Origin of the sequence: uncultured Exiguobacterium sp., assembly GCF_964277885.1 — a bacterium.
GTDB lineage: Bacteria > Bacillota > Bacilli > Exiguobacteriales > Exiguobacteriaceae > Exiguobacterium_A.
The window spans coordinates 312,843-327,498 of the sequence record NZ_CAXYJR010000005.1; the positions used below are offsets into that span (position 1 = coordinate 312,843).

Annotated in this window: 14 protein-coding genes; 10 read left to right on the top strand and 4 right to left on the bottom strand. The window is 45.0% G+C overall.

Annotation, left to right across the window (positions count from 1 at the left end; all coding sequences use genetic code 11):
* The first annotated feature begins 27 nt into the window (after window positions 1–27).
* Both ACHWTJ_RS03280 and pgmB read left to right on the top strand, forming a co-directional pair.
* Complete coding sequence (locus ACHWTJ_RS03280; protein ID WP_029342549.1) at window positions 28–360, top strand: Asp23/Gls24 family envelope stress response protein; 333 nt, start codon at window positions 28–30, stop codon at window positions 358–360.
* Between the two features lie 185 nt (window positions 361–545).
* The gene (pgmB, locus tag ACHWTJ_RS03285) at window positions 546–1,208 is read left to right on the top strand and encodes a beta-phosphoglucomutase (protein ID WP_394679100.1); all 663 of its coding nucleotides are present in this window, start codon (window positions 546–548) and stop codon (window positions 1,206–1,208) included.
* 145 nt (window positions 1,209–1,353) lie between these two features.
* Here the strand turns inward: pgmB and ACHWTJ_RS03290 are convergent, their stop codons facing one another.
* The gene (locus ACHWTJ_RS03290; protein WP_294749518.1) at window positions 1,354–2,877 is read right to left on the bottom strand and encodes an N-acetylmuramoyl-L-alanine amidase; all 1,524 of its coding nucleotides are present in this window, start codon (window positions 2,875–2,877) and stop codon (window positions 1,354–1,356) included.
* A gap of 301 nt (window positions 2,878–3,178) precedes the next feature.
* Between ACHWTJ_RS03290 and ACHWTJ_RS03295 the strand changes: the two genes are divergently transcribed.
* The 6 genes from ACHWTJ_RS03295 (at window position 3,179) to chrA (ending at window position 10,460) form a co-directional block, all read left to right on the top strand.
* Window positions 3,179–3,580, top strand: a complete 402-nt coding sequence (locus ACHWTJ_RS03295; protein WP_023469307.1) for a hypothetical protein — start codon at window positions 3,179–3,181, stop codon at window positions 3,578–3,580.
* 213 nt (window positions 3,581–3,793) lie between these two features.
* Window positions 3,794–6,169: an accessory Sec system translocase SecA2 gene (secA2, locus tag ACHWTJ_RS03300; RefSeq protein WP_394679101.1), complete on the top strand. Its 2,376-nt coding sequence runs from the start codon at window positions 3,794–3,796 to the stop codon at window positions 6,167–6,169.
* The gene (locus ACHWTJ_RS03305; protein ID WP_294743908.1) at window positions 6,162–6,971 is read left to right on the top strand and encodes an SLAP domain-containing protein; all 810 of its coding nucleotides are present in this window, start codon (window positions 6,162–6,164) and stop codon (window positions 6,969–6,971) included. The genes secA2 and ACHWTJ_RS03305 overlap by 8 nt, the downstream gene beginning before the upstream one ends.
* 85 nt (window positions 6,972–7,056) lie before the next feature.
* Window positions 7,057–8,100, top strand: coding sequence for a glycosyltransferase family 4 protein (locus ACHWTJ_RS03310; protein ID WP_294743906.1), 1,044 nt, complete (start codon window positions 7,057–7,059; stop codon window positions 8,098–8,100).
* A gap of 52 nt (window positions 8,101–8,152) precedes the next feature.
* Window positions 8,153–9,256 carry a DUF418 domain-containing protein gene (locus ACHWTJ_RS03315; RefSeq protein ID WP_394679102.1) on the top strand — a complete coding sequence of 368 codons (1,104 nt, stop codon included), beginning with the start codon at window positions 8,153–8,155 and terminating at the stop codon, window positions 9,254–9,256.
* 52 nt (window positions 9,257–9,308) lie between these two features.
* A complete protein-coding gene (gene chrA, locus ACHWTJ_RS03320; protein ID WP_394679103.1) occupies window positions 9,309–10,460 on the top strand; it encodes a chromate efflux transporter in 1,152 nt (383 codons plus the stop codon).
* A gap of 51 nt (window positions 10,461–10,511) precedes the next feature.
* On the opposite strand, the gene ACHWTJ_RS03325 is transcribed toward chrA, so the two are convergent.
* From ACHWTJ_RS03325 to ACHWTJ_RS03335, 3 genes are all read right to left on the bottom strand, one after another.
* Window positions 10,512–10,928: a GNAT family N-acetyltransferase gene (locus ACHWTJ_RS03325; RefSeq protein ID WP_394679104.1), complete on the bottom strand. Its 417-nt coding sequence runs from the start codon at window positions 10,926–10,928 to the stop codon at window positions 10,512–10,514.
* Window positions 10,903–11,934: an LCP family protein gene (locus ACHWTJ_RS03330; protein ID WP_294743898.1), complete on the bottom strand. Its 1,032-nt coding sequence runs from the start codon at window positions 11,932–11,934 to the stop codon at window positions 10,903–10,905. The genes ACHWTJ_RS03325 and ACHWTJ_RS03330 overlap by 26 nt, the downstream gene beginning before the upstream one ends.
* Window positions 11,935–12,001: 67 nt before the next feature.
* Window positions 12,002–12,643, bottom strand: a complete 642-nt coding sequence (locus tag ACHWTJ_RS03335) for a YigZ family protein (protein WP_294745008.1) — start codon at window positions 12,641–12,643, stop codon at window positions 12,002–12,004.
* 97 nt (window positions 12,644–12,740) lie between these two features.
* Between ACHWTJ_RS03335 and ACHWTJ_RS03340 the strand changes: the two genes are divergently transcribed.
* Together ACHWTJ_RS03340 and ACHWTJ_RS03345 are read left to right on the top strand one after the other, a co-directional pair.
* On the top strand, window positions 12,741–13,913 hold the full coding sequence (locus ACHWTJ_RS03340; protein ID WP_294743895.1) for a sensor histidine kinase: 1,173 nt from the start codon (window positions 12,741–12,743) through the stop codon (window positions 13,911–13,913).
* A complete protein-coding gene (locus tag ACHWTJ_RS03345) occupies window positions 13,910–14,605 on the top strand; it encodes a response regulator transcription factor (protein ID WP_294743893.1) in 696 nt (231 codons plus the stop codon). Before ACHWTJ_RS03340 ends, ACHWTJ_RS03345 begins: the two co-directional genes overlap by 4 nt.
* Window positions 14,606–14,656: the final 51 nt, after the last annotated feature.

Below are 14,656 nucleotides of genomic sequence, written 5' to 3' on the forward strand. Positions count from 1 at the left end.
GATTACAAGATGAAGGGCGTGGAAGGAATGTCATATAATTTAAATAATGCGGATGGTGTCGTGAACGTCTCACAGCAAGTCATCGAGGTCATCGCAGGCGTAGCCGTTCAGGAAACGGAAGGCATCGCGTTTACAGCAGATGATTCGAAACTGCAGGAGAAACAGATGGTCAAACTCGTGAAGGTCGAAGATGTCGGTGGCGATATCACAGTCAGCTTGTCTGTTCATATCAAGTACGGCATGTCGATCATCAAGACGGCTGGAAAAGTACAGGAACGAATCGCACAAGACATGGAGAACATGCTCGCGTTTCAACCGAAAGCGATCAACGTTCGTGTGATCGGTCTCTTAAAAGGATAATAGAACGAAAAAAACACTTTGCGAAAATCGCAAGGTGTTTTCTTTTGGTAGAAAAAAAATTGATAACGCTTGCAAAGCGAGTGGAGAATTAGTAAAATTATTGATAAGGCAAGTGCAATCGTTTGCGCAACGTGTCATTCGATTTCTTGCCTTTCACGGACGATGTATGAAAGGACGGATGTCGGATGGCACCAACGATCGAAGCGGTCATTTTTGATTTAGACGGCGTAATCACGGATACAGCAGAGTATCATTACTTAGCGTGGAAACAATTAGGAGAGGATTTGGATATCCCATTCGATCGGGAATTCAATGAGACACTAAAAGGTGTCAGCCGGATGGATTCACTCGAGCGCATCCTTGCACTTGGTGGAAAACAGAACGCTTTTTCGGAAGACGAGAAGCTAGCACTCGCTGCGAAGAAAAATGAACACTATGTCACATTGATCCAACATATCTCTGAACAGGATCTTCTTCCTGGAATCACTGCATTCCTTGATGAAATCCGAAACGCTGGGCTGAAAATCGGGATGGCGTCCGCTTCTAAAAATGCGCTGATGGTCGTTGAAGCATTGAAGGTTCGACATTATTTCGACGACATCGTAGACGCTGCAACCGTTGCACAATCGAAACCACACCCTGAAGTGTTTCTCCGTGCTGCGGAAGCGCTCGACGTCGAACCGAGTCGTTGCATCGGTGTAGAAGATGCGACGGCTGGCATCACTGCCATCCACGCTGCCGGTATGTATGCCGTCGGCGTTGGGTCGGAGTCGGCGCTCCATGAGGCAGACTATCGTGTCGATTCGACAGATTTGCTTTCCCTTGAGCAAATCCTCGCTAGTCGCTAACCGAGATTGATTCATTCCCTGATGATCCAATCTTACTGAACCTCTCTTTTCTTTTATGTGTGAGAAAGAGGAACGATTTCCCTGAATTGTTTCTCTGTCAAAAAATAACGCTCAGCCGAATCATTCGGCTGAGCGTTATTTTTAATTAGAGAGAAGAAAGGATGGCATTGGCTACTGCATCAGCATAACGTTGCTGGTACGAAGGAGAGACTAGTTTCGCTCGATCATCAGCGTTAGATAGGAAGCCAAGCTCCGTCAATGTAGCAGGAGCATTCGTTCCGCGAAGGACAGCGAGATTCCCGAACTTGATACCACGATCGCGTAATCCGATCGAGTTGACGAGATTCTTTTGAAGGTTCCGTGATAAAGCGACGGATGAATTTCCTCTGTAATAGAAGTTTTCAGCTCCGTAAGCACTATTTGAAGTGGCAGCATTGATATGAATACTGACGAAAATATTCGTCTTATGCGCATTAGAGATGACGCTTCGATCCGTCAATGACGGATAATAATCATTCGTGTAACGGGTCAATTTGACATCGACAGTCTTCGAAAGTCGTTCTGCTACGAGTTTCGCTACTGACATGACGATATCGCGTTCATAGATGCCATAGCGCGCAGCGCCGACATCATGTCCACCGTGACCTGGGTCTAAGACGACGAGTGGACGTGAAGACATAGAAGGCTGGAAGAGTGAGAGATACGTGGCTTCCACATATCCATAACGACCATCAGATGTTTTGACAGCGACGAATCCTTTTGTCTTATGTAAAGCATTCGTTACTGTGACGACAGAACCACGAGGCAATGTGCCGATAGACGGGCTAATCGAACTTGCACCAGAGCGTAACGTCAGAGAATCGTTAAATGGAACGAGAACATACATCGTTGAACCCGAATAATCCGCTGTAGAGACAGGTGGTAAAGAAGCGGAAGTAGACGTTGTTTTTTTCAGGTAACTTCCCGAAACGTATCCTTTTTTGCTACCATACGAAACTTGATACCAGTTGTCTTTACGGTATGACGAGGTAACGACTTTACCTTTAGGAATCGTTAACAGCTTGGTGGAAGTAGCAGAGTTCGACGTTCGTAAGTTCAACGCATCCAACGTGATGTAGTTCGTCTTCGCGAATGTCGTGCCGGCAGAACTTGTCTTGACGGTCGTTTTCTTTTTCAGGTAGGAGCCTGCTACATAACCTGTTTTTGATTTATACGATACTTTATACCAGCTCCCTTTTTTGTAAGCGGAGGAAAGCGTCGTCCCTTTAGGAATCGTCAACAACTTCGTCGAAGTCGCAGAATCAGATTTACGTAAGCTTAACGAATCCGTCGTCGTGTAGTTCGTCTTCGTAAAAGATGTACCGACAGTGCTAGCTTTGACGGCCGCTTTCTTTTTCAAGTAACTTCCTGAGACATAACCTGTCTTAGAACTGTAAGAGACTTTGTACCAGTTTCCTGTTTTATACGAAGAAACGACTGATTTTCCTTTAGGGATTGTCAATAATTTTTTAGATGAAGTGGAAGCCGAGACACGAAGATTCAAAGCATCCGTTGTTTGATACGTAGCTTTTGTGATAGAGGCAGCAGATGCCTCGGGTGTTGGTGCGGCTACTGTAAAAAGTACGGCCGAAGCAATACTTGCGATGAGGACGGAAGTTTTAGTAGGCATGGTGTGCTCTCCTTTTGAATTTAGTATTGTAAAACAGGATATAAAAATGACAAAATGAAGAAAGATGTAAAATTATATATTAAAAACAATAATTTTATGTTCTAGATTAGCTCCTTTCTGTTAAGATAAAAATGGAAATCAGCAACAGATAAAAAATTGCCAATATTACAAAAAAATTAAAATAACATAGAAATCATATAACAAAAAGGTAAATAAATGGTAATATTATTTCAAAAAACATACAATTGAAACATAAATGAAATATTTTTGTGTTATCAATCCAAGAAAGAAGGTAAATAATATGGATCCGAACGAACACATTTACAGAGAGCTGATGGAAATCGAAGAAGAATATCGCCGTCTTCAACGAAGAGCAGAATACTTAGTGGCTGAATTAAGCCGAACGAATCAGGATCATGCACAGGAAGTATCCGTCGCACTGGAACGTCCACTGAAACAACGGAGAGTGAATCAGCGGTATCCGCTAGAAGTCTACGTACATCAAATCAGCGATTTGATGCGCGAACGCGAGTCGATGTCTGCACGCGACATTCAGATGGAGCTTGAGCTTCGCTATCGTCATCAAATCAGTAACATCTATCAACTGATGGCAAAAGTTGAACAGGCTAACCCGGCGATTCAAAAAGTGGGTCGTGGAATCTATACATATGATTCATCGGCAGAAGTTCCGATTTTTATGTAGTTTTTTCAAAAAACGTCGTTTCTTTTTTAAAGAAAGGCGTTTTTTTTTGTTGAATGAATTCCAAAATAAAGATTTATTTTTAAAATAAGTAAATGATTTTCTTAAAAATGGGTTTTATCTCTTCTGTTCCATTTTTTAACTGATATAATGGATGCGTAGATGAAAAAATTTTCGGACCTGACGTCACGTGGACGTGGGGAGAGGAGAAAAACAGTGCTTCAACTCGTAAAAAATACATTCAACGAACAGTCAAAGCGACTGAAGAACTATATGAAAATCGTAAAAGAAATCAATGCGTTAGAAAGTCGTTATCAAGCGATGACGGATGAAGAGCTAACGAATCAGACCGTGCATCTGAAAGAACGCCTCGAAGCGGGGGAGACGATCGATCAACTGAAGGCGGAAGCCTTTGCCCTTGTCCGCGAGGCAAGCGTACGTGTACTGGGTATGCGTCACTATGATGTCCAATTGATCGGTGGTCTTGCGTTACTAGACGGTCACATCGCAGAGATGGCGACGGGCGAAGGGAAAACGCTTGTCGCGTCGCTACCGAGTTTCACAAAAGCCTTGATCGGTAAAGGTGTCCATGTCATTACCGTCAATGACTATTTAGCGCGACGCGACGTAGAACAGATCGGTGAAATTCATCGTTTTCTTGGTCTGACAGTCGGACTGAATATTCCCGATCTCTCACCTGATGAAAAACGTGCTGCTTATGGTGCAGACATCACATATGGTGTCGGTACAGAATTTGGATTCGATTACTTACGTGATCATCTTGTCAATCGGAAAGAGGATCGTGTGCAACGCAAACATCATTTCGCCATCATTGATGAAGTCGATAGTATTTTAATCGATGAAGCGAAAACACCACTCATCATGGCAGGGAAAGGTTCTGTCCATGAAGGGCTACAAACCGTAGCGAAACGGATTGTATCAAAATTCCCTTCAGATGCATATGAGTACGATGAAGAGATTAAAGCGGTCTCGCTTACGGATAAAGGCATTTCAATCATCGAAGAGAATTTTGCCATCGATAACCTCTTCGCAGCTGAGCACCAGGTCCTTTATCATTACATGGTTCAAGCATTGCGTGCCCATATCGTTATGAAGCGAGATGTCGATTATATCGTTAAAGATGGCAAAATCGAGTTAGTTGATCTGTTTACAGGACGGATCATGGAAGGGCGAAGTTTGTCGGATGGGCTTCATCAAGCGATTGAAGCAAAAGAGGGCATTGATATCACGGAAGAAAATAAAACAACGGCCCAAGTTACGATCCAACATTATTTCCGAATGTACGAACTTGTTTCAGGCATGACAGGTACGGCACAAACTTCGAGACAAGAACTCTTAAAAACATATGCTATGGATGTCGTACAAGTTCCGACCAATCGTCCGAAACTCCGCGAAGACGCGGCTGATATCATTTATGCGACGAAAGAGGAGAAATATGACGCTGTGGCGCGTTCGACGAAGGAAGCTCATGCAAGACAGCAACCCGTATTGATTGGAACGACGTCCATCGAACAGTCATTTTCCGTAGCAGAGGCTCTAGATACACATCAGCTATCCTATCAAATCCTGAATGCGAAGACGGTCGATCAAGAAACTGACATCATTCGTGACGCCGGGCGACACGGACGCATTACGATCGCAACGAATATGGCAGGTCGTGGAACAGATATTACATTGGATGAGATTGCGAAAGAAGCTGGTGGATTGTTCGTCATCGGTACCGAACGTCATGAATCAGTTCGGATCGATAACCAGCTAAGAGGGCGTTCGGGACGTCAAGGAGATCCAGGGAAAAGTCAGTTCATCGTATCACTTGAAGATGACCTCGTCCGGCGTTTTGCAAAGGATCGCCTCGAGAAGGTCCTGAAAAAAGTAAAATCTAGTCCGCAGGGACCCGTTACGCTAAAGGAAGCGCAAGCGTTATTAAGTTATGCTCAAGAAACATGCGAAGGAACAGGATATTCGATTCGAGAAGAGCTCGTCAAACTAGACGACGTCCTCCATCAGCATCGCCTTGTCATCTACGCGCTCCGCAATCAAGTGCTGGAGGCAGATGAGATTCAAGACATGGTGTTACCGATGGTCGAGCGAACGGTCGAACGCATCGTGGATCGTTATCTATCTTCAGAGCTCGTACCGGAAGAGTGGCCTAAGGAAGAATTCCAGTTCGCGATGAATGAATTATTACATGACGAAGTACCACTTCCAGATGATCTTGAACAGCCAGAAGAGGTCAAAGCGTATTATGTGGACATCGTCTCTTCTCGTCGTGAAAAATGGATGGAGGAATTAAAGAATCCAGTAGTGGACGAGCTGATCCGGGATCAGTTATTAGCATCGATCGAAGAGCACTGGACGGAACACTTAACGACGATGAATACGTTAAAAGAGGGGATCCATCTTCGGAGTTACGGTCAGGAACAACCCGTTCGAATGTACGAAAAAGAAGGATTTGAAATCTTCAACTATACGATTGCTGAAATCGAGTATCCCGTTGCTTATGTCTTACAACGACTGTCCGAATATATCATGCTAGATGAAGAAATCGAGGAGATGGAGTTAGATGTTTAATCGCAGAAAACAAATCATTTTAGAAGCAGAGGCACCAGAAAATACAGGGCTTTATAAGCCTCGACTGATCTTTACGGAAGATATGTTGATCGAGAAGGAAGATGAATATCTGTTCCGGTATCATGCCAATCAACTTCCAGATCTCGAACTGAATCAACTCTCCGTCGAAGCGCTCCAGGTGGATCTGTCATCGTCACCGATTTCGATTGTTGCATTGTTTCGAAACACATTAGAAAATAGTTTTCATGTCGACGGTCTCCCGCTCCTCGTGTTAGACGAAGCGAATCGATTGATCGGCAGAAAGGTATTGACGACGGAAGATATTCCAGAGTTCGTACCGATGAGTAGCATGCCGTGTTGGCTTGATTTTTCCGAAGAAGAACTGTTCTTAGCGGAAGAAGAACGCTTTCCGGAAAAGATTCGTCTTTTATTTAGTCTAGAGGAGACGCATGATCTCGAGATTCCACCGGACTTTCTAGATGCTGAAGCGCGACGTGTACGTCAGACGTTCTATTCGACTCCGACGTTAAAGAATGAAGAAGTCAACGTCATGAATGTTTGGAACGATAGAAGTGAAAATATGCTGACAGGACTGTTCTTGATTCGAAACGGATATGAACAGACGATTCAACTCGGGACGTTGCCATTACAACTCCTGAGTGGGGAGCAGGTCTTGCAATCGTTACACGTATCGTTGACGTCACCGATTGAAGCGCGTACGACACGAGCGGTCAAAGTGGTCCTCGACGTGTCAGAGTGGCACGATCAAGAAATGTTGCAATTCCGCGTCGCACAAGGTTAAGTCATCGCTATTTGTTTACAGAATGGGAACGAGCGCTATTTGGAAGAAGAATGTGGTATAATTCGCGCAGGAGCGTGATGTTATTATGTTATGGACAGCGTCCATTGTCTGTTTCATCGCTGCATTGCTGATTACCCCCGTTGTCAAACGTTTTGCCATTGCAGTGGGCGCGGTAGATAGTCCGGATGCGCGAAAAGTACATGTTCGAATCATGCCACGTCTAGGTGGACTTGCGATTTATATCTCATTCATGGTCGGATACTTTATATTACAACCATCGAGTCCGTATGCGACTCATATTTTAGTCGGTAGTTTCGTGATCATCATGACCGGTATGTTGGATGATCGCTTTCAATTGAATGCTAGGCTGAAGCTCATGGGACAAATCGTAGCGGCAGTCATCGTTTTAAATGGTGGTATTCGGATTGAGTTCATCAATTTGCCGTTTGATCAACAGCTGTATCTCGGTTGGTGGAGTGTCCCATTGACCTTCTTATGGGTTATCGGTATCACGAATGCTGTCAATTTAATTGATGGATTAGACGGACTTGCTGCTGGTGTATCGGGTATCGTCTTGTTGACATTGATCAGCTTGGCTGTGATACAAGGAAATGTCTACGTGACGATCGTCGCGATTCTCTTGTTGATGAGTACACTCGGGTTTCTGTTTCATAATTTTTATCCGGCCAAGATTTTCATGGGAGACACAGGTTCACTGTATCTCGGTTATATGCTGGCGGTACTCTCCTTGCTCGGATTCAAGAATGTGACGCTATTTTCGCTTGCAGTACCGGTCATTTTGCTCGGGATTCCGATTTCAGACACGCTATTTGCTATCGTGCGTCGCGTGTTACAAGGAAAACCACCATTTGCACCCGATAAAGAGCATTTGCATCATCGCTTACTTGATTTAGGATTTACGATGAGACAAGCCGTTCTAGTCATCTACGGGCTTTGTGGTGTATTCGGGATGACAGCGATTCTATTTTCACAAACGAACTCTCTCGGTGCGTTCATTTCACTCGTCATTCTATTGATCGTATTAGATATTTTAGTAGAATCATTAGGATTACTAGGTGATAAATATCGACCGATTTTGAAATTGTTAGAACGGATTACAACCAAATGATTCAAAAGATCGCTCATCTCAATGTGCGGTCTTTTTTTAAGGAGATGGGAAAGTGCAAGAACTAAAGAATGAACGAATTCAATACTTAGATATTTTGAGGGGATTTGCTCTATGTGGCATTCTGTTCGTCAACATACCGAGTTTTCTCGGAGATCGTCCCCATGCGATGATGGGGGAAATCGATCAAATGATTCGTTTAGTGTTTGATCTCTTCATCCAAACAAAGTTTTATACGTTATTCAGTGTGTTGTTCGGCGCGGGATTTTTTCTGTTCATCCAGCGTTTGCGACAAAAAGGCTTACCGAATACGATTTTCGCGAGACGACTTGGAATTCTTCTCGTCATTGGATTAGTACACTTATGCATTTGGCAGGGCGACATTTTACATACGTATGCGTTGACTGGTTTTATCTTGTTATTGTTCATAAATGCAAAGCCGATCACGAAGCTCTTGTTTGCGATAGCATTTCAATTCTATGCTTTTCTGCTTTATTTGCTCATTTTTTTAGGGACTCGCGAATTTGGGGATGCTCCACTCGTCGAGCTAGATGAGACACTTCAGTCTTTCGTCGCATCACGCGACATTATCGGATTTTTGTCGCATCGCGCGACGCTTGAATTACCGGAAGCGCTGATGAATACCGGTATCATTTGGCCAGAGATTCTATCGTTGTTTTTGATTGGAGTCTATTTGATGGAACGTTTTAGCTCGCGACCGCCGACGAATCGTTTTCTGTGGTGGACGTTAGGAATCAGCTTCTTGCTGACGGTGCCATCACTCATGGGAATCATTCGAGCACATGCTGATGTAGCGGACGGATCAATCAATCTATTTTATGTCTGGTTATCAGGTCGAACGCTGGCCATCACCTATGCTTGTGCTGTCGCGTTGCTCGTTCGAGCTGGAAGGATGAAGTGGTTTGCCGGGCTTGGACGAATGGCATTGACGAATTACTTGATGCACACACTCGTCTTCACATGTTTCATTTTCATGAGTGGTCAATATGAAACGACGCCCCTGTGGCAAGGACTGTTACTCGTTTTCCTACTTTTAATTTCACAAGGCGTTGCATCAAACAGATATCTCCAGTCTCATCCACAAGGTCCTATGGAGAAATTGTGGCGAAAAGGAACATACGGAAAGAAAAAACGTTGAAGTTCACAAGAACTTAACATCTTTTGTTTAATATAAGAGGTGGAGGTGAAACATGCATCGTTTAATGGAGATCTTTCTTGTATCGTTCAAGCTCGGATTGACGTCATTCGGCGGTCCAGTCGCCCATCTTGGGTATTTTTATGAAGAATATGTCAAACGGAAAAAATGGATCGATGAGAAAGCATATGCTGACTTAGTTGCGCTCTGTCAATTCCTTCCCGGTCCCGCCTCGAGTCAGGTCGGAATGGGAATCGGTCTGATCCGTGGAGGCGTAGTGGGTGCGCTCGTTTCTTTTATTGGCTTCACATTACCGTCGAGTATCACCTTGATTTTGTTCGCGCTTCTTGCAACTCAGTTCGATGTCGCAGAAGCCGGCTTCATTCACGGATTGAAACTGGTTGCCGTCGCGATCGTCGCTGACGCCGTCCTTGGTATGGGCATGAAGCTTGCGACAGGAGTCAAGCGGATGACGTTGATGCTACTAGCGCTAGCGGGCGTCCTCTTGATCGCCCATCCACTGGCGCAAGTCGGTGTTTTGTTGCTCGCAGGTCTGCTCGCGTTCTTCTGGTTCAAAGAAGAAACGGCGACAGGAGGAACCCTGTTGATTCGCGTACCCCGCGTACTTAGCGTCACGGCACTCGTCTTATTTTTCGTCTTGCTCGCCGCCGCACCGTTTCTCGCTCAAGCGACGACGGGAACCATCCAACTCGCGAGTATCATGTACAGTGCCAGTGCACTCGTTTTTGGTGGCGGACATGTCGTCTTACCCTTTCTTGAGCAAATGCTCGTGCCAGGACTCATGAATACGGATACGTTCCTTGCTGGGTATGCAGCGGCACAAGCGGTGCCGGGTCCACTATTCACATTCGCAACGTATCTCGGTACGATCATCTCAGGTATTTCCGGGGGAATGCTTGCGACACTTGCTATTTTCCTCCCGGGCTTCTTACTTGTCATCGGTGTTTTACCGTACTGGGACCGTATTCGAAACAATCAAGCGGTCGGTCGGATCTTGATCGGTTTCAATGCTGCCGTCGTCGGTATCTTACTTGCTGCGCTATATGATCCGATCTTTACGTCAAGCATCAAGAGTGGTCTTGATTTCTTGATTGGCTTCGGTTTGTTCTGTTTACTGCGTTTTTATAAACAGTCGCCGTTGCGGATCGTGTTCATCGGAGCCACTCTTGGATTCCTGTTTTTCTGAATCGCACAAAGAAGCAGCAGACGTCTGTCTGCTGCTTTCGTTTTACCCGCGTCATACGCGATTCAAAAAGACGAGTTCGATCTCTTGGTGCCATTCGCGTCGAACCTCTATGAAGTCGAATCGTGTATAAAGCGCAAGTGCTGGAAGATTACGGGCACCAGTCATGACGTACTTCACATGCTCATGTTCGAGCAGATGTTGTAATAAGGATTGTGCGATTCCCTGACGAAAGTGTACCGGATCGACGACGAGACGTGTGATCGTTCTATCAGCATATGTGATCGCACCGACTACGTTATTGTGCAAGAGATAAACAAAACCGTTCGGTTGCTCCGCTTTGATGTCATCGATCGTTTCCGATAAAGGTGGAAAGTGTACTGTTCCAAGTAGGCGCGCTTCGACTCGATAAGCAAGACGTTGAAGTTCTAGCAAAGCTGCATGATCAGTTGATCGTAGTCGTCGTATCATCCGTCGCCTCTTCTGTTGTCGTCACGTCTGGCGTCTCGTCAGTAGCGAGGTTGAGTTGTTCTTTTAATGTCGTTTTGGCTTCAGCAAGTGATGTCGGATCGATTTGATAGTAATAGATACCATTGATTTTCGTATCCGAACCTGTCAAGTCAATTCGATTAATGGATCCGAGCGATTTCACGAATGGTTGGAGCTGGAATGCTTCAGTCAGTGACATGTTCGTTTTGAAGTTGTCGCCTGTAGCGTCCATCAAGTCATTGAGTTTTGTGATCGACCCGAAGGAAGTCGACTGTTCGATGATCGCTTGTACGATTTGTTGTTGTCGTTTTGTCCGACCGATATCACCCTCAGGGTCTTCATAACGCATTCTGGCATATGCCAACGCTTCTTCTCCATTGAGTGTCTGTTGACCAGGTTCGAGTTTGATGCTGTTTCGTTTATCGGAAGAGTCGAGTGTATCGATCGGTAATTTGACGTCTACGTCGATACCGCCGAGTGCGTCGACGATGGCAACGACGCCATTGAAGTTGATCGAGGCATAGTAATCGATGGGAATGTCGAATAATGTTTCGACTGTCTCGATTGTTGAATCTATTCCGCCAAATGCATACGAATGATTGATTTTATCCTCGTACCCGACAGAGGGGATTTGGACGAGAGAATCTCGGGGAATGCTGACCATGTCTACAGTCTGATCCGTTTTATTAAATGTGGCGATGATCATCGTATCAGCACGGGAAGACGTATCCCCAGGGCGTTCATCCGTACCGACGAGCAAAACGGAGAAATGATCCTTCGTCAAATCGATGGCAGCTTCTCGTTTTTCTGACTTGTCTCCGCGTGCTAAGTCGACTTTCGTCTCATTAGCCGTTTGAATAGTCTTATTGGCGACGTAGGCGAATGCCGCACCACCAGTAACTAAAATGATCAAAAATAAAAAAACAAGACGCTTGAACCAAGAACGCTTCTTTTTCTTCTTTGATCTTGATCGTATCGGTTCATCCATTTTAAATACTCCTTACTTAACAGAATTATTAAAAAACTTTCAGAATCTTTACAATCAGTATAGCAGGTCAGGAAATAATGTCACGTTCGAGGTAGCGGAAAGAGCCTTCCTGGAACTGGACTTGCGCATTCGTCAAATCGGTCATCCATTCGATGAAGGCGGGAACGTCTGCCGATTTGACCAAGACATCGACTTGAACCTGATCCAAATAATGAATCTGATCAATCGGATGAACGCTTGAGCGAAGTTCATTCTCGACTTTTCCGAGCCACGTATAATCCATGTGTACTTCAACTAATTGATGTTGAATGCGTTCGACAATACCGATGGCGTTCAACGCTTCTGAGACACTGGAGCCGTAAGCCCGAATCAATCCACCACCACCGAGTTTAATCCCGCCGAAGTAACGCGTGACGACGACTACGGTATCGCGTAAATCTTTTTTCTTCAATACTTCAAGCATCGGGACACCAGCCGTTCCACTCGGCTCACCGTCATCGTTCGCTTTTTGGATTTGATTTTGTTCACCAATGACATATGCCGAGCAGTTATGATTTGCGTCATGATGCTTTTTTTTGATTTGAGCAATGAACTCTTGCGCCTCTGTTTCTGAAGATATGCGAGAAATATATGTAATGAATCGAGACTTTTGAATAATGATTTCGTGGAAACCGTTTTCTTTTACTGTATAATAATGAGATAATGTCATACTATTAATGTCCTCCTCGTTGACTAGTTCTTTCTAGCATAACGACGTTCAAAGAGAGAGACAACCATTTGAGTGGTAAGGAGCGGAGGGAGTCACGATGACGCATGAAATGAAGGAGCGACTGTCGTTGAATGATATCGTACAAAACATCATTGGTGTCGTAGAGGAAAGTCGCGAAGAAATCGTTCGAATCACGGAGGATTCGAGGGAACAATATGCTGAAATCCAGCAGGAGTTACGCGATTTGAAGGTTCGGGTCCATGATTATATAAAAGAAGCAGAGCGATTAGAACGTCATATTAAGGATGCCAAGACACGATTAGTCGTCGTCAGTAAGAACTTTGAAAACTATTCGGAGCAAGACGTACGTAAAGCTTATGAAACGGCCAACTCCTTGCAACTCGAGTCGTTCATCAATCAGCGGGATGAGATGAATTGTCGAAAGCGACGCGATGAACTAGAACGTCGTCTCGTTCAGTTGGACGAAACGATTGAACGTGCAGATATGCTGATTGGGCGAGTATCCGTCGTCTTGAATTTTTTAACAGACGATATGCAAGTCATGAACGAAAAGTACGAAAAAGCGATGCAAAAACAAGAGATGGGTTTAAAAGTCTTTCAATCCGCTGAGAATGAGAGGCGACGGTTATCTCGCGAAATGCACGATGGACCTGCCCAGACATTGGCACACGTATTGATACGTGCGGATCTGATTGAGAAGATTCATCAACATAACGGAGCAGAAGCCGCCTTTGAGGAAATTCATCGTCTTCGTGTGTTAATTCGAGATGGATTGGCGGATATTCGTCGCATCATCTATGATCTCCGTCCGATGACGTTGGACGACCTTGGTTTCGTACCGACGCTCGAGCGGTATTTACGACATATGCAAGAAATTTCGAATATTGAGATTCAATTTAAATACCTAGGTGGTGGGGAACGAATCGATTCCACCTATGAGGTCGCGGTCTTCCGAATCGTTCAAGAGGCGGTTCAAAATGCAGTGAAGCATTCCAATGCAAGGGACATTCGTATTATCATAGAACAATATCAACATTCCATTCGCATTCACGTAAAGGATAACGGGGTCGGATTCGACTTCGACTCGATCGTCGACTCACATGACGAGTCGTTTGGATTGATCGGGATGCGTGAACGCATTGAATTGATCGATGGAGAATTCGAGGTCGAAACGTACCCTGGGGGCGGGACGGTCATCAAGGTAAAGATTCCGATCGAGGAATCCGAAGCGAGAGGGGAAACACTGTGAACAACGAGCAAGTGAAAGTAGTCATCATTGACGATCATCAGTTATTCCGTGAGGGAGTAAAACGAATTCTGGACTTCGAGGAAGAGTTCGTAGTCGTAGCGGAAGGAGAGAGCGGCGTAGATGTCATTCCTCTCGTAGAAGCACACCAACCAGACATCGTATTGATGGATATCAACATGCCACAAGTCAACGGTGTCGATGCAACGAAACGATTGATGGAAGTACATCCGGAAGTCCGTGTCATCATCTTATCGATTCATGATGACGAGACATATGTCATGCATGCCTTAGGGGCAGGAGCTGTCGGATATTTATTGAAGGAAATGGCGACGGATGAACTCGTCAACGCCATTCGCTCCGTCTATCGAGAAGGTGGGTATGTACACCCGAAAGTGACACCGAATCTGCTTCAAGAATACAGACGTCTCATGAAAATGAAACAAACGATGGCGTCGCAGCCGGTTGAACGCCGGGTGGCCGAGGCGCCACTGCATGTACTGACACGGCGTGAATGTGAAGTATTGCAGCTACTGGCGGATGGATTCTCGAATCGTGCCATTAGCGATACGTTATATATCAGTGAAAAAACAGTCAAAAACCACGTATCTTCGATTCTTCGGAAGATGAATGTACCGGACCGCACCGGTGCGGTCGTCGAAGCGATTCGTCGCGGATGGGTCGTCGTCGTATGAACAAAAAGGAAGACGGGAGGCACGCTCCCGTCTTCCTTTTTTTATCCACTC